Raw genomic sequence first — 18,295 nt, forward strand, 5'->3', positions numbered from 1 at the left:
GAAGGTTCTGATTTTTCGCGCATGGAGAGAACTAGCCATCCGCTCGCAACTCCAAAATCAGGTGTGCCTGCCCAAACCGCGATCCCGGCAGGATTCTAGCCAGCCCGATCCGGCGGGGTAAACCGCGCCGGCCGTAACTGCCGTAACCGAACGACATGACCGCCGACTCCATACGCTTTGAACTCACCCCGCCCTATCGCCATGACGGCAAACCTGCCCGTTTCCAGTCGCTGTGGCTGCTCGCGCGGCTCCATTACGCGGCGGCCCACGAAGACGGCATGGTGGCGGTTTCCGCGCTGCGCCAGCGTTTTCCCGCCAGCCGGACGCCGCGCATGCTGGTTTCCCGAGCGTTTGCCGATTTCGCCGCCTGGGGCGTGGAGGTCGGCTGGGGCGCGCCGCCCAGCGAATCCATCGCCCTGCTGAACCCGGACGGCCGCAGCCGCGGCCCCTTCTGGCTGAGCGCCGCCGGCCACGCGCGGCTGGGCTTCCTGGTGGACGGAAAACCCGCCGATCGCCGCCAGCTGGAACTATTCCTGGGACTGGCGCCCTGGCCCTCCTCGGAGCCGGACGCCGCCCGCTTGGACACGTTGTCGCACAACCTCGATTACTGGAGCCAGCTCACCCAGGCGATCCGCGACGAACGCGACGGCATGGGCAGGCTGGCGGGACCGCAGGTGGCCGCCTCCTTCCATGCCGCCAGCCTGGCGGCGCGCAACGATTTCCAGCAGGCGCTGGCGTTGACCAAGGAGAGCCTGGCCTGGCGCCGCAGCGCCCAATTCGACGACAGCAGGCTGGCGCTGAAAAAACTGGGGCGGGTGCTGGACGGCCGCCGTTTCGAAACCGCCCAGCCCACCTTCGCCGCGATGGCTTGCATCGCGCGCGCTTGGGACCATTACGCGCGCGGAGAATCCGTGAGCGCCGAAGCTTGCCTCGGCCAACTGCTCGGCCCGGGCGAGTTGCAGCCGGTCTACCGCTACAACCCCCGCGTGCGTTTCGAATGCCTGAACCTGGGCGCGCTGCTGCACAAGCAGGCCGCCATCGCAGAGCGCGCGCCGGAACGCGCGGAAGCGGCGTTGCGCGATTTGGCCGGCGCCCTGGAAGCCGCCTACGAGGCGGACTCCATCGACGCCGCCCAGCACGTGGCGGCCAATCTGGGCTGGTGCCTGTGGCTGTTCTGGCAGCAACAGCTGATCGATCCGCTGCGCGTGCTGCGGATGGCGGACATGCAGCGTCTGGCGATGCGCTGGCTGGGATTGTCGGAATGGATTTGCGACCGCTTCGGCGTGGGCAACGGCTCAGCCTGGAACGTCGTGTTCCTGCTGCGCATCGCCCGCGGCGATTGCCTGCATGCCAAGCGGCCGTCCCTCGCCGGATTCCGGTCCGCCAAGCCGTTCCCGCTGCAAGACCTGCGCGACGCGCTGGCCCTGTCGCCCTGCCCGTTTTCCGCGGCCAAGGGCTACCGCAGCTGGGCGGCCGTCGCGGAAGTGACGCTGGAGGAGCACGACCAGGGCCGCCTGCCGCTGACGCCGCTGCAACTGGCCAACCTGTTGCTGGAGACGCTGTGGTTCCAGGCCTGGGAAGACGGGCTCAGCAGGCGGGCCTGCGGCAACGCGCAGAGGCTGAAGCTGCTGCTGCCGCATCTGCGCCGCAGCGAGCGCAGCTTCTTCCGCGCCGAGATGGCCGCACTGCCGCCGGAGCTGTTGGAGTCCGGATAAAAGACAAGCCCGCGCGGGTCGACGCGCGGGCTTGCCGGGGAGACAGGGCCATCGCTCACAAATCGCTGAGCCAGGCCTTTTCCTTCAACTGCTTCAACTCGTCGCGGATGCGCGCCGCGCGTTCGAATTCCAGATTGCGCGCCGCCTCCATCATCTCCTTTTCCAGACGCTTGATCTCCTTGGACAGCGTCTTCTCATCCATCATCGCCACCGCGGCCTCGTCCACCAGCTTCTTGCGTTCGGCCTCCACGCTGTAGACGCCGTCGATGATGTCCTTGATCTTCTTCTCCACGCCCTTGGGCACGATGCCGTGCTCGGCGTTGAACGCCATCTGCTTGGCGCGGCGGCGCTCGGTTTCGTCCATCGCCTTGCGCATGGAGTCGGTGATGCGGTCGGCGTACAGCAGCGCCTTGCCGCGCAGGTTACGCGCGGCGCGGCCTATGGTCTGGATCAGGCTGCGCTCGCTACGCAGGAAACCCTCTTTATCAGCATCCAGGATAGCCACCAGGCTCACCTCCGGAATGTCCAGGCCCTCGCGCAGCAGATTGATGCCGATCAGCACGTCGAACATGCCCAGGCGCAGGTCGCGGATGATCTCCACCCGCTCGACGGTGTCGATGTCGCTGTGCAGATAGCGCACCTTGACGCCGTGCTCGGTGTAGTAGTCGGCCAATTGCTCGGCCATGCGCTTGGTCAGCGTGGTGACCAGCACCCGCTCGCCGCGCGCCATCCGCTCCCGGATCTCGGACAGCAGATCGTCGACCTGGGTCGCCACCGGACGGATCTCGATCTCCGGATCCACCAGGCCGGTCGGCCTCACCACCTGCTCCACCACCTGGCCCGCGTGGTCCTTCTCGTACACCGCCGGCGTCGCCGACACGAAGATCGTCTGCGGCATCAGCTGCTCGAACTCGTGGAACTTCAGCGGCCGGTTGTCGGCGGCCGACGGCAGGCGGAAGCCGTATTCCACCAGGTTGGCCTTGCGCGCGGCGTCGCCCTTGTACATCGCGCCCACCTGCGGCACGGTGACGTGGCTTTCGTCGATGAACATCAGCGCGTTCTTCGGCAGATAGTCGATCAGCGTCGGCGGCGGATCGCCGGGGCCGCGGCCGGAGAAATGGCGCGAGTAGTTCTCGATGCCCTTGCAGAAGCCCATCTCGTACAGCATTTCCAGATCGAAGCGGGTGCGCTGCTCGATGCGCTGCGCCTCCACCAGCTTGCCTTCCTTCTGATACCACTCGATGCGGTGGCGCAACTCGTCCTTGATCTGCTCGCAGGCGCGCAGCACGGTGTCGCGCGGCGTCACGTAATGGCTGGACGGGAACACGGTGTAGCGGCCGACGCGCTGCTTGGTCGTCCCGGTCAAGGGGTCGAACAGCGTCAGCGTTTCCACCTCGTCGTCGAACAGGCTGACGCGCAGCGCGGTGTCGCTGCTTTCCGCCGGATAGATGTCGATCACGTCGCCGCGCACGCGGAAGGTGCCGCGGCCGAAATCCAGATCGTTGCGGCTGTACTGCATGGTGGTGAGCCGGCTGATGATGTCGCGCTGCGGCGTGGTCTCGCCTTCCTTCAGGTGCAGGATCATCTGGTGGTAGTCGGACGGGTCGCCGATACCGTAGATCGCCGACACCGTCGCCACGATGATGCAGTCGGGACGCTCCAGTATCGACTTGGTGGCCGACAAGCGCATCTGCTCGATGTGCTCGTTGATGCTGGAATCCTTCTCGATGAACAGGTCGCGGCTGGGCACGTAGGCTTCCGGCTGGTAGTAGTCGTAGTAGGAGACGAAGTATTCGACCGCGTTGTGCGGGAAGAACTCGCGCATCTCGCTGTACAGCTGCGCGGCCAGCGTCTTGTTGTGCGCCATGATGATGGCCGGCCGCCCGGTGCGGGCGATGACGTTGGCCATGGTGTAGGTCTTGCCGGAGCCGGTCACGCCCAGCAGCGTCTGATAGGACAGGCCGTCGGACAGGCCCTCCACCAATTGCTCGATGGCGGCGGGCTGGTCGCCGGCCGGCGGAAAAGGCTGGTTCAGCTGGAACGGACTGTCGGGAAAAGTGAGCAGCATGGCGGACCCGGAACAATGGCGAAAAGGTTGATTTTACGCCGATATCCGCCCGATCTCACCCCCCGTTTCCCGGTGCCCGGCGCAGCGCCGCCCGGCAAGGAAAAACCGCCGCCGCGCGCCCCTTAGAAAAACCGCATTTTGCCCTACACAGAGCGGAGACATTGTTTAAAATGCAATCAGGGCGCAGCGGGTGCCTGCAGCAAATGATGTCAACATCTTGACGGATTTTGCCGGCAGATGCCATGAAGATGCAGTCCGGTTTCCTCCAAAAATAAGCGCACAACGGAGTGACGCATGATCAAGAAAATCGCAAGCCTGCTGGTATCGGCGGCACTGGCCATGCCGGTGCTGGCAGGTTCGCCGCAGGGCGTGCTGGTAGCCAGCGAAATGGCCGGCTACACCGCCCCCAGGCTCAATTCCCATTCGGTGCTGATCCTCAACGGCCAGACCGGCGAGGCGCTCTACGAGAAGAACGCCCACCAGCGCATGCCGATCGCGTCGATCAGCAAGCTGATGACGGCGATGGTGCTGCTGGATTCGGGCGCGCCGCTGGACCAGATGGTCACGGTATCCGACGCCGAAATCGACCGCGTCAAGCACACCACCTCGCGGCTGGCGGTCGGCACCACGCTCAGCCGGCAGGAAATGCTGCTGCTGGCGCTGATGTCGTCGGAGAACCGCGCGGCGGCCACGCTGGCCCGCACCGCCTTTCCCGGCGGCACGCCCATCTTCGTCGAGCGGATGAACCTCAAGGCGCGCAGCCTTGGCATGACGGAAACCGTCTTCCACGACCCCACCGGCCTGGACGTGCGCAACACCTCCACCGCCGCCGACCTGGCCAAGATGGTGCAAGCCGCGCAGAAATACCCGCTGATCCGCGAATTCACCACCACCGAGCGCCACCAGATCGTCTCGGTGCGCAACCGCGTGCTGCAGTACAAGAACAGCAACGCGCTGGTGCGCGAAGGCGACTGGGACATCGCCGTGCAGAAGACCGGCTATATCCAGGAGGCCGGCCGCTGCATGGTGCTGCAAGCCACCGTCGGCTCGCAGCCACTGATTTTCGTGCTGCTGGACGCCGGCGCCAGTTCCGCGCGCGCCAACGACGCCAAGAACATCAGGACCTGGCTGGAATCCCATCCCGGCAGCTGGCTGGCCGGCTGATCCCCAACGCCTCTTCAACCGGGCCGGCCATGCCGGCCTTTTTCATGGGGAACGCGCTTCCGGCCCGCAGGCCGCCAGCTGCCGCCACACCCAGTCGTGCGCGGCCGAGCCCGCGTGCCGGCGATGGCGGTACAGTTTCAGCCGGTACGGCGGAATGGCGAAGGGCGCCGGATACAGCCGCACCCCCGCGGCTTCGGCCAAGCGCTGCGCCGCGCGCCTGGGCAGCGTCATGATCAGCTCGCTGCCGCCGATGACGAAGGGCGCCGCCAGCACCGACGGCAGCTGCAGCGCCACGCTCCGCGCCAGGCCCATCCTCTCCAACACCAGGTCCACCACCCCGCGCGGCTCGCTCCACGGCGTCACCACCGCATGGCGCTCCGCCAGGTAGGCCTCCAGGCTCAGCCGGCCCCGGATGCGCGGATGATCGCGGCTGGCGATCGCCACGTACTCCTCCTCCGGCCAATCGAACTCCTCGATATCCGCCGGCGGCGGCCCGTCTTCCTCCGAGTAGCCGAGCGCGAAATCGATGCTGCCGGCCAGCAGCGCATCCAGCGGCACCTTGCGCTCCGCCTGCAGCACGCGAAAGCTCAGCGCCGGCGCCAGCGACTGCATCCGGTTCAGGAAGCGCGGCAATACGGCGAAAGCGGTGTAGTCGGTGGCGGCCAGCACGAAGCGGCGCTCGCTGCGGGCCGGATCGAACTCCGCGCCCCGCGCCAGGCCGTCGGACAGCAATGCCAATGCCGCCTCCACCAGCGGCGCCAGCTGTTCCGCCCTCGGCGTCGGCCGCATCCCGCCGCCCACCCGCACGAACAGCTGGTCGCCCAAAGCCAGGCGCAGACGCGCCAGCGCGTGGCTGCAGGCGGAGGCGCTGATCGCCAGACTGTCCGCCGCGCCCTGCACCGAGCCGGCTCGGAACAGCGCGTCCAGCAGCAGCAACAGGTTGAGATCCAGGCCGCGCAGACCGGGATGAATATTCTTCATTTTTACCTGAAAACAATGCACTGTTTGCATTTTAATGCTTGCACTAAGATGTCCGAAACCGACATTTCGACCATCCACGGGAAACGACGCATGCAGATTTCCATCACCCCGGCCCGGCCGCAGGACGCGGCCGAGATCCACCGCTTCATCACCGAGCTGGCCATCTACGAACGCGCCGAGCGCGAAGTGAAGGCCGGCGTCGCCGACATCGAGGCCACGCTGTTCGGCCCCGGGGCCAAGGCCCAGGCGCTGATGTGCGAAGTGGATGGCAAACTGGCCGGCTTCGCCGTGTATTTCTTCAGCTACTCGACCTGGCTGGGCAAGAACGGGCTGTATCTGGAAGACCTGTACGTGACGCCCGAGCTGCGCGGCGCCGGGGCCGGCAAGGCGCTGCTGAGGCATCTGGCCAGGCTGGCCTGCGACAACGATTGCGGGCGCTTCGAATGGAGCGTGCTGGACTGGAACCAGCCGGCGATAGACTTCTACGAATCGATAGGCGCCGCGCCGCAATCCGAGTGGATACGCTACCGGCTGGCGGGCGAGGGATTGCGCCGCTTCGCTTATGGCGAGGATACGGTCGCCGCCTGATCAGCTCCGACTGCCTTTCGGCGGCGGTTCCGCCGCCAGCCGGGCCAATAATGCGCCAGGCACTCGCCGGAGCGGCAGGCGGCATCATCCAGGCAGCCATCGCAATGGGCCGGACTCAGGCAATCCGGGCCGCACGGCGGCGGCTCGCAATAGCCGGACTGGCGCAGCCGCGCCGCCGGCTCCCTGGCCGCTCGCGCGCAGCGCGACAAGCGGGCGCGGGCGATCCCGCCTCCGCGCCACAAGCCGTAGCGGCGAATCGCGCGGAAAGCCAGGCCGGAACATCCCGCCCGGCCAGTGCCGGCCCGGTAAGCGCAGCCGAAGCCCTTGCGCGGCGACAGATGCCGCTGGTAGATCCGGATCAGGCACAACGCCAGCCATTTCGACACGGTCCCTTCCTTTCCCCAAGCGATTCATCATACCCATTCCCCGCCCACGCTGCTAAAGTCGTCGGCGAGCGCGCCCGCGCCGCCGGCGAGCGTTTCGGCACAATCTCGCCGCGCGCCGACGCATAACATCGTCGAACCCTCTAGCCACAGGAGAACCGATATGCGCACCACCCTGCTGATCGCCAGCCTGCTCGCCCTGCCGCTGGCCGCCCATGCCGACGCCTTCAGGCTGTCCAGCGACAGCATGGCCGACGGCAAGCCGTTGAGCCTGAAACAGGTCTACCGCGGTTTCGGCTGCGAAGGCGGCAACGTCTCGCCGCAACTGTCGTGGAGCGGCGCGCCGCTCGGCACCAAGAGCTTCGCGATCACCGCCTACGATCCGGACGCGCCCACCGGCAGCGGCTGGTGGCACTGGACCGTGGCCAACCTGCCGGCCAGCGTGCACTCGCTGCCCGAAGGCGCCGGCAGCCAAGGCGGCTCGCTGCCGCCAGGCGCGGTGCAAGGGCGCACCGACTACGGCGAATCCCGTTTCGGCGGAGCCTGCCCGCCCGCAGGCGACAAGCCGCACCGCTACCAGTTCACCGTCTGGGCGCTGAAGATCGACAAGCTGCCGATCGACGCCAACGCCAGCGGCGCGCTGGTAGGCTTCATGCTCAACGCCAACGCGTTGGGCAAGGCGCAGCTCACCGCCACCTACGGCCGCTGAGCCCATGGCCGACATCGCTCACCGCCTGAGCCGCATCGAGGCCGGCGAAATACGCGCCCGCCTGCCGCAGCACGTGCGGCGAGTGCCGGTGTGCATGCCGGCGCTATGCCGCGTCCGCCATGGCGGCAAGCGCATCCGGCTGGGCGATAGGGAGATGTCGGCCGGGCCATCCCAGCTGGTGCTGTTGCCGGCCGGCTGCGAACTGGACATCGTCAACCTGCCGGGGCCTGGCGGCTACCTGGCCGACGTGGTCGGCCTGCCGCCGGACTTGCTGGACCGCTTCCGCGACCGCCACGGTCCGTTGCTGCTGAGGCAGCGGCCAGGCCAGGAACTCTGCCCGACGATGGATGGCCCCCTGGCGTCGGCATGGACGCTGCTGATGGACAGCCTTCACGGCAACGCCGCGCCGGAAATCCGCCAGCATCACGCCGAAGGCGTGCTGCTGGCCCTGGCCCTGGCCGGCCAGGCCGGACCGTTGCTTCGGGAAAAGACCGACAGCCTGACGCAGGGGCTGCGGCAACTGATGATGCTGGATCCGGCGGCGCCGTGGAGCGTGGAAACGGCGGCGCGCCGGCTCAACCTGGGCGCGTCGACCTTGCGCCGCCGGCTGGCTGAGGAAGACGCCGGCTTCCAGGCGATTCTGGAAGAGGTGAGGATGGGCCTGGCCCTGCAGCAAGTGCAGGATGGCCGGCGGTCCATCGCCCAGATCGCCGAGGCCAGCGGCTACGCGTCGGCGTCCCGCTTCGCCGCGCGCTTCCGCCAGCGTTACGGATTGACGCCCAGCGCCTTGCGCCGGACGCTTTGACGCCGGCCCGCCGCTCAGCCGGCGTCCTGCCTCAGCTCCAGCAGATTGCCCGCCGGATCCCGGACGAACAGCTGCTCCAACCTGTCGGCGGCGACGTTGCGCTGGCTGAAGAAGGCGATGCCTCTCTCCTTCAGTTCGGCCGCCGCCCGCTCCAGGCTGGCCACCGTCAACGCGACATGATTGCTTACCGGGTCCTGTCCCTCGCCCTGCGCGTACGGCGACACGCCGTCCTTGCCCATGATGTGCAGTTGAGTAGCGTTGGGAAAATCGAGGAAGCAACCCGGCACGCCGGGAATGTGCCAGCGCGACGGATCCGCCTCCAGGCCGAACACCTGGCGGTAGAAAGCCTGCAGCGCCGCCACCTGATGCTTGGGCACGCTGAAGCCGACGTGATGCAAGGCCTGCACTTCGATAGCCATCTCCATTCCTTTCCGATGTGAGTCCGGCCCCTGCCGGCCACACAATAATACGCAAAACATATAATTAGTCAAACTAACAAAATGACCGGGAACGGAGTTCGACGTAACGACGCTTTTCGGCTAGCATCATCGCGGCCCATCACATAGCCACAACTCAGCCAGGCGAATCCTCATGGACGCACGACACCCGCAAGACGCCAGCGCCGCCATGGCGCCCCATCTGCAATTGATGGCGGATACCGCCGACGCCGACACCCAGCAGGACGCCGCCGCCGCCGGGCTGTTGCTGCTGTGGCTGGGCGACGACGTGCTGCTGCGTCTGAACCGGCATCTGGCGCCGCTGGGGATTTCGGAAAACAAGCTGCATGTGCTGCTGCTGTTCCGCCTGTTCGAAGACGGCCGGCTGGGCGCGGAGCCGCCGACGCCGTCCAGCATCGCCGACTATTTCGGCATCACCCGCGCATCGGCCACCGGCTTGCTGGACTGGCTGGAAAAACGCCGGCTGATCGCCCGCCACCCCCACCCTGCCGACCGCCGCAGCCTGCAGTTGAGCCTGACGCAAGAGGCCCGCGCGCTGCTGGAACAGGCGCTGCCCGACTTCTGGCGCGCCTGCGCCGGCCTGACCGCCCACCTTGACGCCCAGGAACGGCAGCAATTGCTGCGCCTGCTGGCCAAGGTCTGGGGGCCGGTCAAGAGCTGAGCGCGGGAAAACGCAGCAGGCGCGATTCGTCGACGCCGACGCCCAGCGTTCCGCCTATGAACAGCGCGTCGCCCAGCCTCTCGGCCTCGCGCGCGGACAGCATCAGCGCCAACGGACCGGCCTGGGCCTCCACCCTCAGCCGCAGGCCATCCGCCAGCGGCGTCAGCTCGACGATGCGCGCCGGCGGCTGATCGTCGCCCAGCAGCAGCGCGCCCGGCGGCACCGCCGCATGCTCCAGCACATTGTCAAAGCCGATGAAGCGCGCCAGCCAGGCGCAGGCCGGCGCGGCCAGCAGCTGGCGCGGCGGCGCGCACTGCAGCAGCCGGCCATCCTTGAGCACCGCCACCCGGTCCGCCAGCGCGAACGCCTCGTCGCGGTCGTGGGTGACGATGATGGCCGGTATGCCGGCCTCGCGCAGCAGTTCGCGGAATTCGCGCTGCAGCATGCGGCGCAGGTCGGCGTCCAGGCTGGAAAACGGCTCGTCCAGCAGCAGCAGCCTGGGTCGCGTGACCAGCGCCCGCGCCAGCGCCACCCGCTGCTGCTCGCCGCCGGACAGCGTCCACACCTTGCGCGCGCCGTGCTCGGCCAGCCCCACGCGGGCCAGCATCGCCTGCGCGCGCGCGGCGGCGTCGCGTTTGGATACGCCCTGCTCGACCAGGCCGAACATCACATTGCCCAGCGCGTCCAGATGCGGAAACAGCGCGAAATCCTGGAACATCAGCGCGAAGCCGCGCCGCTCCGGCGGCACCCGCGCGAGGTCTTCGCCGTCAAAGGCCAGCGCGCCGCCGTCCGGCCGCTCCAGGCCGGCGATCATCTTCAGCAGCGTGCTCTTGCCGCAGCCGGACGGCCCCAGCATCGCCAGCGTTTCGCCGGCGGACACCTCCAGCGACACATCGTCGGCCACCACGCGCGCGCCGAAGCGCTTATTCAGGTTTCGCAGCGTCAGCACGGCTGTCCTCCTCCGGGCCGGCGCCGCCGGCGGTTTCAATGATCCAGAAAGCAATGAGCGCCAGCAGCATCAGCGCGCAGGAGAGCTGCATCGCCGCGTCGGCATTGGCTTCGCCGGGTCGCCCCAGCCGCTGGTAGATCAGCGTGGTCAGCGTCAGCCACTCCGGCCGGGACAGGAACAGCGTGACGGCGAACTCGCCGACCGCGGTGGCGGCGGCGAAAGCCAGCCCGCGCCGCAGCGCAGGCTGCAGCAAGGGCCAGGTGACGCGGCGGAAAGCGCGCCACGGGCCGGCGCCCAGGCCGCGGGCGGCGGCCCGCCAATGCGGCGGCTGGCCGTCCAGCGACGCCAGCGCAGCCTTGGCCACCAGCGGGTAGGCCAGCAGCGCGTAAGCCGCCATCAGCAGGCCCAGCGCGCCGCTCCATTGCGGGTACAGCAACAGCAGGCCGAAAGCCACGCACACCGGCGAAGCGACGAAGGGCAGAAAGACGGCGGCGCGCAACGCCAGGCTGCGGCCGCAGGCCAGCGCATGCGCCAGGCCCAGCGCGCCGGCCGCCAGCACGGTCACGCCGGTGAAGCGGGCGCTGTTCCACAAGGCCTGGCGCGTATCCTCGTCCCACAGCGCCGCCCATTCCGCGCCGGCGCAAAGGCCACGCCACAGCACCGCCAGCAGCGGCAGGCCGCTGCACAGCAGCAGCGCGGACAAAGTCGCGCCCAAAGCCAGCCGCTCGATCCCGCTCGCAGCCGGCCGCAGCGGCAGCGGCTCCACCTTCGCCACGGTAGCCAGCCGGCGCGCCAAGGCGGCATAAACTGCGGCGATGCCGCCGCACACCAGCAATACCAGCAAGGCCAGCGCGCCGGCGTCGGCCAGGTTCAGCTCGTAAGCCACCAGGGTGTAGATCTCCACCTCCAGCGTCGCGTAGCGCTGGCCGCCCAGCACCAGCGCCAGGCCCAGGCCGGAGAAGCAGTACAGGAATACCAGGCACAGGCTGGACAGCAGCCAGGGCAGGGCCGCCGACCATTCCACGCGCCAGAAGGCGCGCCAGCGGGTGGCGCCCAGCGTGCGCGCGGCGGCCAGGCGGCTGGCCGGCACCTGGGAAAAGCCGTCGCAGCCGGCGCGCACCACCAGCGGCAGATTGAAGAACAGATTGCCGTACAGCAGCAGCCACGGCGTGTCCTGCAGGTTGACGCCGAACGCGCCCCGCGGCCCGAACAACGCCAGCACGCCCATCGCCGCCACCAGCGTCGGCATCACGAAAGGCAGCATCAGCAAGCGCAGCAGCAACGCGCGTCCGGGAAAGCGGTAACGGGCCAGCATCCAGGCCAGCGGCACGCCCAGAACCAGGCACAGCAGGCAACTGGCCGACGCCTGGATCAGCGACCACAGCAGCCGCCAGCGCAGGTAGTCGTCGGCCAGCAGCGAGAGATTGAACTGCAGGCCGCCTTCCGCCAACAGGCGGAACAGCGGCGCGACGGCCAGCAGCAAGAGGAAGGACAGCGGAAGTCCGGCCAGGATCAGCCGGGGCACGGCGGACTGCTTCAAACAAAGGCTCCAGGCAATGGCCAATCGGCCGTCAGCACATCTTCGCAACCGTCGTCATCTCGCGCCTGGCCCACCTTGGCGAAGCCAAGCTGGGCGGCCAGCGCCTGCGACGGCAGGTTGCCGGGCTCGATCGACAACACCAGCCGCTGCACGCCGCCCTGCCGCGCCGCCCAGCCGGCCATCGCCAACAGCGCCTCGCGGGCATAGCCCTGGCGGCGGAATGCGGGATAGACCGCATAGCCGAGCTCGACGTCGCCATAGCCGTTCAGATAGGGATGGCCGGGCCGGGTATGGAAATTGATGTGGCCGATCATGGCCAGATCGTCGCGGCGCAATAGCGCCCGCACCGACCACGGCGCATAGGCTGGCTCCGCAGCCATATCGGCCAGCCGCATCTCCATCAGCGCGGTCTCCCCCATCCAGCCAGCGGCCGGGCGGCAGCCCAGCCGGGCCGCGGCGGCGTCGATGTCGCCGCGCAGGCAGGATTCGAGAAAATCCGCGTCCAGGTGGCGCAGGAGCAGGCGGGGGCTGGTGATGTCGTCGATCATGAATGAGCTTCCAAACAAACATGCCCGGATCATAACAGAGGCGATGCCGGGCCAGTCATCGTCGCTCACTGGCCGGACTTCAGCACCACCCGCGTCCAGCGGCCGACCCAGGCGCGCTGCTTGGCCGCCAGCGTCGCGCTGTCGGGGGTGTCATGCGCGGCCGGCTGCTCGACATGCTTGTACACCGGGTCCAGCGGAATATTGTCCATCGCCGGATACATCCACATCCGGGTCGGAATGTCCTTCTGCACCGCGTCCGAGCGCAGGAAGGCGATGAACTGCTGGGCGAGCTTGGGCTCCTTGCCGCCCTTGACCAGCGCCGCGCCCTCCACCTGGCGGAACACCGTGCCCGGCAGCAACAGATTGCCGGTCGGCGCGTCCGCCGGCTTGTCCTTGCTGTAGAACACCTCGGCCGCCGGACTGGTGGCGTAGCTGACCACGATGGGCCGACCGCCGCCGTTCTTGGAGAAATCGGTGTAGTAGGCTTCGGTCCAGCCCTTGCTGACCTTCAGGCCGTTGTCGCGCAGCTTGCCCCACAGCGCGAAGGCCTTGTCCTCGCCCAGCGCGTGGATGGTGGCGGACAGGAAGGCGAGGCCCGGACTGGAGGTGGCGGGGTTTTCCACCACCAGCAGGTTCTTGTAGGCCGGCAGCGCCAGGTCGTTCAGGGTCTTGGGCAACGGCAGCTTGTTCTTGGCGAACCAAGCCTTGTCGTAGTTCAGCGTCACGTAACCGTAGTCGACGGCGGCCGCGCCCGGCAGTCCCACCTTGCCGCCCTTGGCCAGTTCCGCCGGCAGCGGCGCGAGCGCGCCGGCCTGCTCGGCCTTGCCGATCAGGCTGTTGTCGATGCCGAACACCACGTCGGCGATCGGGCTGCCCTTGGTCAGTATCAGCTTGTTGACCATCTCGCCGGCGTCGCCGGCCTTGATGATGGACACCTTGGCGCCGGTCTGTTTCTCGAAGGCGGCGAGCAGCGGCTTGTCGACGCTGAACGAACTGTGCGCAAGCACGCGCAGTTCGGCGGCCTGGGCGGACAGTCCAGCCAGGCTCAAGGCGGCGGCGGCAATTTTGGGGAACAGTTTCATGGACAATCTCCGTGCGATGCGGCCACGGAGCAAGCAGGCAAGGCGGACGAGATTCCGCTTCATCACGCTCCCTCCGCTGGCATGATCCAGATCAGGTTCTCAGGGTGTCTCTCAGCCCGCATGGCGGGCACCCCCGGTGACAGGGCGACAGTATAGCCCAGATGCGCAAACAACTTAACACTCTGACCAGTCCGCTTAATACCGCAGCGAAGAGTGGCCACTATGCTCACAGTCAATCGCTTATGCAAACGGCTTGCCGCGGTGAACCCATGATCAAAAGAATACTGCTCGCCTCCGCCCTGCTCGGCCTGCCGCTATGCGCGCTGGCCGGCATCGGCGCGGACGGCGCCCGCCACCTGCTGGCGCGCGCCGGCTTCGGCGCCAACCCGGCGCAGATCGAGGCTTTCGCGCCGCTGAGCCGCGAGGCGGCGGTGGACAAGATACTGGCCGGTGTCCGCACCCAGGCGGCGACGCCGCCGCCTGGGTGGGCCAACGAGCCGTTCGAACGGCCCGGCCAGCCCGGCCTCACCGAGGAACAGAAAAAGGCGCTGCAACAGGAACGCAATCAGCACGCGGTCGAGCTGCGCAGCTGGTGGCTGGCCGAGATGCGCAACACGCCGTCGCCGCTGACGGAGAAGATGACGCTGTTCTGGCACAACCATTTCGTGTCGGCGTTGGACAAGGTGCGCTCGCCGCAGATGATGTACCAGCAAAACCTGCTGCTGCGCCACTACGCGCTGGGCGACTTCGGCCAGCTGCTGCACGCGGTGGCGCGCGATCCGGCGATGATGCGCTACCTCGACACCGCCAACAACCGCAAGGACCAGCCCAACGAGAACTTCGCCCGCGAGGTGATGGAGCTGTTCACGCTGGGCGAAGGCCGCTACAGCGAACAGGACATCCGCGAGGCCGCCCGAGCCTTCACCGGCTGGGGCCTGGACCGCGACGACCAGTTCATCGTCCGTCCGCGGCTGCGCGACACCGGCGAGAAAGTCATCTTCGGCCAGCGCGGCAATTTCGACGGCGACGACGTGATCGACCTGCTGCTGCAGCAGCCTAGCACCGCGGTGTTCGTCACCAGCAAGCTGTGGCGCAACTTCGTGTCGCCGACGCCCGATCCGGCCACGATCAACAAGCTGGCCGCCGACTTCCGCCGCGGCCATTACCAGTTGAAGCCCTTGATGCGCGCGCTGCTGCTGACGCCGCAGTTCTGGCGCAGCCAGGGCCAACTGGTGAAATCGCCGCTGGAGCTGACCGTAGGCACGCTGGTGACTTTCGACCTCAATCCGCCGGACTGGCGCGTGATCGCCGGCCTGAACCGCCAGCTGGGTCAAGACGTGTTCGCGCCGCCCAACGTCAAGGGCTGGCCCGGCGGCGAGGCCTGGATCAACAGCGCCACCCTGCTCACCCGCAAGCAGTTTCTGGACCGCATCGCCCGCGACGCCGCGCCGGCGCGCGACGCCTACGTCCAGGCCGATGGCGGCCTGAACGAGATGGCCGGCCGCGAGGCGCGCATCCGCCGCTTCGTCGGCAACGGGCTGAATTCGATGAAGCTGCAACCCGATGAATGGGCCGCCGTCTACGGCGTCCGCACCGCCGCCGACGCCGCGCGGCTGCTGCTGGCCGTGCCGCCGACCAACCCCTTGCCGCAGGGCGCCAGCGGCGCCAAGGCCATCGCCCAGTTGCTGCTGGACCCGGCCTATCAGGTGGAATGAGGAAACTTCCATGTTCAAGAGACGAGAATTCCTGAAAGCGGCCGGCGCCGGCCTGATGATGTCGGTGCTGCCCAATCTGTCCTGGGCGCTGGCGCCAGCCGGTTACAAGCGCCTGTTGGTGCTGGTGGAATTGAAGGGCGGCAACGACGGCCTCAACACCGTGGTCCCCTACGCCAGCGCCGACTACTACCGGCTGCGTCCCGGCATCGCCATCGCCCGCGAGCAGGTGCTGCAGATCAACGGCGACATCGGCCTGCACCCGTCGCTGGCGCCGCTGATGCCGTTGTGGCAGGACAAGCAGCTGGCGCTGCTGCAGGGCGTCGGCTACCCCGATCCCAATCTGTCGCACTTCCGCTCGATCGAGATCTGGGACACGGCGTCGGCCAGCCAGCAATACCTGAGCGAAGGCTGGCTGACCCGGCTGTTCCATGAGCAGCCGACGCCCAAGAACTTCGCCGCCGACGGCGTGGTGCTGTCCAGCCAGGTGCTGGGACCGCTGGACGGCGGCGCGCGCGCGGTGGTGCTGTCCAATCCGCAAGACTTCGCGCGCCAGGCCAAGCTGGTGGCGGACCAGCAGCCCGGCCGCGCCGGCGCGGCGCTGGAGCATATCTTGAAAGTGGAAGGCGACATCCGCCAGGCCGCCGCCAGCCTGGCGCCGCTGCCGCGCACCGCGGCGAGCGAAGCGCCCACCGCCGGCCCCAAGCCCAACGGCGGCTTCGGCGTGGCGGTGCGCACGCTGACCGACACCCTGGCCCGCGGCGTGGACATCGCCGTCGCCCGCATCACGCTGACCGGCTTCGACACCCACGGCAACCAGCAGCCGGTGCAGGCGCGGCTGCTGGCGGAACTGGCGGACGGACTGGCGCAGCTGAAAAGCGAGATGACGCGGCTGGGCCGCTGGAACGACACGCTGGCGCTGACTTACGCCGAATTCGGCCGCCGCCCGCGCGAGAACGGCAACCGCGGCACCGACCACGGCACCGCCAACGTCCACTTCGCGCTGGGCGGCCGCGTCAACGGCGGCCTGTACGGCCAGATGCCGCAACTGGCCGGCGTCAGCGAGGGCAATCTGCCGCATGCGATAGACTTCCGCCAGGTTTACGCCACGGCGATAGACGGCTGGTGGGGCAAGGACAGCCATAACGTGCTGGGCGGACGCTTCGCGCCGCTGCCCCTGCTGCGCGGCTAGGGATCGGGATACGCGATATTGAAGCGGCTGCGGTACAGCCGGTCCACCACGCCGTCGCGCTTCATGTCGCTGAGCGCGGCGGCAAAAGCGTGGCACAACTCAGGAGACACGCTGCGCTTGCTGAAAACGTAAAAGGCCCCGCCTATCGGCCATACCGGCGGCAGGGCGACGATCGCAGGCTGCTGCGGCAGGCGGGCCAGTTCATTCGGCGCCGTGTCCATGGTGGCCAGCAGCAGATCTATCCTCCCCAGCTGCAGCTTGCGCAAACTGCCGGCCAGGGTTTCCCCGGCGTCCACCTTCACCGTTCCGGGAGGCGCTTTCAGCCAACGGTCCCATTTGTCGCCGTAACTGTCGCCATGCGTCACCCCCAGCCTGACGACGCCCAGCTTGCCCAAGTCCTGCTGCTGGGCAACCGGCCAATGCGCAGCGCGATCGCCGCGCGCCCACAGCCGCACCAGCGAGGAACTGTAGCCTGGCACAAAACAGGCGTACGCCTCCCGTTCCGGCGTTTTCAGCGCCTGCATCGCGGCATCCACCTTGCCCAGCTCCAGCGCCTGCAGCGTGCGCGACCAGGGAATTCGGCGATACGCCAGGCGGCAGCCAACGCGCGCGGCCGCCTGGTTCAGCAGCTCCACCGAATAGCCCGCGGGCCGGCCATCCCGTCCCTGATAATGATACGGCGGCCTCTCCTCCCAGCCCACCTGGATAGTCTTGCCGCATATCCCGCCCGCCATCGCCGGCAAAGCCCAGCACGCCAGTAAAGCAAAACCCCCGATAAACCGCACCATCCCCTCCCGCGACCGGCAAGCGCAAGCGCGCTCCCCTACAATGTAGGATAGAATTCCCATGCCGATGGCGTCCCGCGGGCGCAGGCACACGACCACCCAGCGACAGAACCCTAGCCACATGACTTCGAACAATACCCAGAATAACGATCCACACCAGACAACGGAAGAGATTCCGCTGCCGCCGCCGGAAAGCGAAGTCACGCTGGCCAACCTGGCCATCCCACTGGGCGAAACCATACTGACGCTCAGCGGCGACGGCCGCCCCATCTACGGCATCCTGCAGCGCAGCCGGGCGATGACGGCCCAGTCCGACTATTTCCGCCTGCAGTTCCGCGGCTATGCCCGCTCCGACGGCGCGCACTGGCAGCCGCTGGAAGGCGACGACAGCCGTTTCCACGCCGTCTACAACCTGGCCTGGGTCAGGGTGGATCGCCCGAGCAAGACCGTCACCTTCGGTCCCAAGAGCGGCGTGCAGGCCAGTCCTGGACTGGCAGGCAGCGGCTTGGACGCCTATCTGTTCGCCAGCGTCATCGCCTGGGCCAAGGGCGTCTGCCCCGATTTCGCCATCAGCCCGGGCATGATCACCATGGGACAGAACCATACCGAGGAAGAACGGCTGAAGTGCCACGCCTTCTATGCCGGCCAGGGCTTCCAGTTCGAGTGGCAGGATCCGGCCCAGCGCAGCGCGCTGTATTTCAAGGACAAGGTGAACAAGCTCTTGGGCGTCTGGAACAAGGAAGCGGTCAAGGAATTCGGCGGCGAGGAAATGCTGAAGACGCTTGCCGGCCAGGACGAGGCCCGGGCCGAGCTGCAGCAGCAGCTGGACAAGCTGGAAAGCGCGCACGACAGCCTGAAGCGCGCGCTGCAAAAGGAAAAAAGCACCTCGCAAATCCTGACCGGGGTGCTGATACTGGCAGCCATCTTCGCGATCTGGGCCGTCATCTAAGCGCCT

18 protein-coding genes and 1 riboswitch are annotated in these 18,295 nt (G+C 67.7%); of the genes, 9 read left to right on the forward strand and 9 right to left on the reverse strand.

The window, feature by feature from the left end; translation table 11 throughout:
* Window positions 1–155 precede the first annotated feature (155 nt).
* Window positions 156–1,715, forward strand: a complete 1,560-nt coding sequence (locus tag CV_RS15470; RefSeq protein WP_011136698.1) for a hypothetical protein — start codon at window positions 156–158, stop codon at window positions 1,713–1,715.
* A 55-nt stretch (window positions 1,716–1,770) separates the two neighbouring features.
* On the opposite strand, the gene uvrB is transcribed toward CV_RS15470, so the two are convergent.
* Entirely contained in the window at window positions 1,771–3,783 is a 2,013-nt protein-coding gene (gene uvrB, locus CV_RS15475) for an excinuclease ABC subunit UvrB (RefSeq protein ID WP_011136699.1), read from the reverse strand.
* A 294-nt stretch (window positions 3,784–4,077) separates the two neighbouring features.
* On the opposite strand from uvrB, the gene CV_RS15480 reads away from it, so the two are divergent.
* Window positions 4,078–4,947, forward strand: a complete 870-nt coding sequence (locus tag CV_RS15480; RefSeq protein ID WP_011136700.1) for a serine hydrolase — start codon at window positions 4,078–4,080, stop codon at window positions 4,945–4,947.
* 42 nt (window positions 4,948–4,989) lie between these two features.
* Here the strand turns inward: CV_RS15480 and CV_RS15485 are convergent, their stop codons facing one another.
* Window positions 4,990–5,928 (reverse strand): LysR substrate-binding domain-containing protein, encoded by a 939-nt coding sequence (locus CV_RS15485; RefSeq protein WP_011136701.1) that lies wholly within the window; start codon window positions 5,926–5,928, stop codon window positions 4,990–4,992.
* A 90-nt stretch (window positions 5,929–6,018) separates the two neighbouring features.
* Between CV_RS15485 and CV_RS15490 the strand changes: the two genes are divergently transcribed.
* Window positions 6,019–6,516: a GNAT family N-acetyltransferase gene (locus CV_RS15490; RefSeq protein WP_011136702.1), complete on the forward strand. Its 498-nt coding sequence runs from the start codon at window positions 6,019–6,021 to the stop codon at window positions 6,514–6,516.
* Here CV_RS15490 and yidD read toward each other — a convergent pair.
* On the reverse strand, window positions 6,489–6,902 hold the full coding sequence (gene yidD, locus CV_RS22280; RefSeq protein ID WP_052278854.1) for a membrane protein insertion efficiency factor YidD: 414 nt from the start codon (window positions 6,900–6,902) through the stop codon (window positions 6,489–6,491). The genes CV_RS15490 and yidD overlap by 28 nt on opposite strands.
* A 160-nt stretch (window positions 6,903–7,062) precedes the next feature.
* Here yidD and CV_RS15500 point away from each other — a divergent pair, with 160 nt between their 5' ends.
* Both CV_RS15500 and CV_RS15505 read left to right on the forward strand, forming a co-directional pair.
* Window positions 7,063–7,608 (forward strand): kinase inhibitor, encoded by a 546-nt coding sequence (locus CV_RS15500; protein WP_011136704.1) that lies wholly within the window; start codon window positions 7,063–7,065, stop codon window positions 7,606–7,608.
* A 4-nt stretch (window positions 7,609–7,612) separates the two neighbouring features.
* Window positions 7,613–8,413: a helix-turn-helix transcriptional regulator gene (locus CV_RS15505; protein WP_011136705.1), complete on the forward strand. Its 801-nt coding sequence runs from the start codon at window positions 7,613–7,615 to the stop codon at window positions 8,411–8,413.
* Window positions 8,414–8,427: 14 nt separating this feature from the next.
* Here the strand turns inward: CV_RS15505 and CV_RS15510 are convergent, their stop codons facing one another.
* Window positions 8,428–8,832, reverse strand: a complete 405-nt coding sequence (locus CV_RS15510) for a VOC family protein (RefSeq protein ID WP_011136706.1) — start codon at window positions 8,830–8,832, stop codon at window positions 8,428–8,430.
* 172 nt (window positions 8,833–9,004) lie between these two features.
* On the opposite strand from CV_RS15510, the gene CV_RS15515 reads away from it, so the two are divergent.
* Window positions 9,005–9,532, forward strand: a complete 528-nt coding sequence (locus CV_RS15515; RefSeq protein WP_011136707.1) for a MarR family winged helix-turn-helix transcriptional regulator — start codon at window positions 9,005–9,007, stop codon at window positions 9,530–9,532.
* Here CV_RS15515 and CV_RS15520 read toward each other — a convergent pair.
* The 4 genes from CV_RS15520 to CV_RS15535 all read right to left on the reverse strand — a co-directional run bounded on the left by CV_RS15520 (window position 9,522) and on the right by CV_RS15535 (window position 13,651).
* A complete protein-coding gene (locus CV_RS15520; protein WP_011136708.1) occupies window positions 9,522–10,481 on the reverse strand; it encodes an ABC transporter ATP-binding protein in 960 nt (319 codons plus the stop codon). The genes CV_RS15515 and CV_RS15520 overlap by 11 nt on opposite strands.
* Window positions 10,456–12,021 carry an ABC transporter permease gene (locus CV_RS15525; RefSeq protein WP_011136709.1) on the reverse strand — a complete coding sequence of 522 codons (1,566 nt, stop codon included), beginning with the start codon at window positions 12,019–12,021 and terminating at the stop codon, window positions 10,456–10,458. The genes CV_RS15520 and CV_RS15525 overlap by 26 nt, the downstream gene beginning before the upstream one ends.
* The gene (locus tag CV_RS15530) at window positions 12,018–12,569 is read right to left on the reverse strand and encodes a GNAT family N-acetyltransferase (protein ID WP_052278855.1); all 552 of its coding nucleotides are present in this window, start codon (window positions 12,567–12,569) and stop codon (window positions 12,018–12,020) included. Before CV_RS15530 ends, CV_RS15525 begins: the two co-directional genes overlap by 4 nt.
* A 65-nt stretch (window positions 12,570–12,634) precedes the next feature.
* On the reverse strand, window positions 12,635–13,651 hold the full coding sequence (locus CV_RS15535; RefSeq protein ID WP_011136711.1) for a thiamine ABC transporter substrate-binding protein: 1,017 nt from the start codon (window positions 13,649–13,651) through the stop codon (window positions 12,635–12,637).
* A 50-nt stretch (window positions 13,652–13,701) separates the two neighbouring features.
* Window positions 13,702–13,796: riboswitch (TPP riboswitch) on the reverse strand.
* Between the two features lie 124 nt (window positions 13,797–13,920).
* On the opposite strand from CV_RS15535, the gene CV_RS15540 reads away from it, so the two are divergent.
* Together CV_RS15540 and CV_RS15545 are read left to right on the forward strand one after the other, a co-directional pair.
* Window positions 13,921–15,366 carry a DUF1800 domain-containing protein gene (locus tag CV_RS15540; RefSeq protein ID WP_115610163.1) on the forward strand — a complete coding sequence of 482 codons (1,446 nt, stop codon included), beginning with the start codon at window positions 13,921–13,923 and terminating at the stop codon, window positions 15,364–15,366.
* Between the two features lie 10 nt (window positions 15,367–15,376).
* Window positions 15,377–16,555, forward strand: a complete 1,179-nt coding sequence (locus CV_RS15545; protein WP_011136713.1) for a DUF1501 domain-containing protein — start codon at window positions 15,377–15,379, stop codon at window positions 16,553–16,555.
* Here CV_RS15545 and CV_RS22285 read toward each other — a convergent pair.
* Entirely contained in the window at window positions 16,552–17,289 is a 738-nt protein-coding gene (locus tag CV_RS22285; protein WP_052278856.1) for a substrate-binding periplasmic protein, read from the reverse strand. The genes CV_RS15545 and CV_RS22285 overlap by 4 nt on opposite strands.
* A 172-nt stretch (window positions 17,290–17,461) precedes the next feature.
* On the opposite strand from CV_RS22285, the gene CV_RS15555 reads away from it, so the two are divergent.
* Complete coding sequence (locus CV_RS15555; protein ID WP_011136715.1) at window positions 17,462–18,289, forward strand: hypothetical protein; 828 nt, start codon at window positions 17,462–17,464, stop codon at window positions 18,287–18,289.
* Window positions 18,290–18,295 lie beyond the last annotated feature (6 nt).

This window comes from Chromobacterium violaceum ATCC 12472 (assembly GCF_000007705.1).
Taxonomy (GTDB): Bacteria; Pseudomonadota; Gammaproteobacteria; order Burkholderiales; family Chromobacteriaceae; genus Chromobacterium; species Chromobacterium violaceum.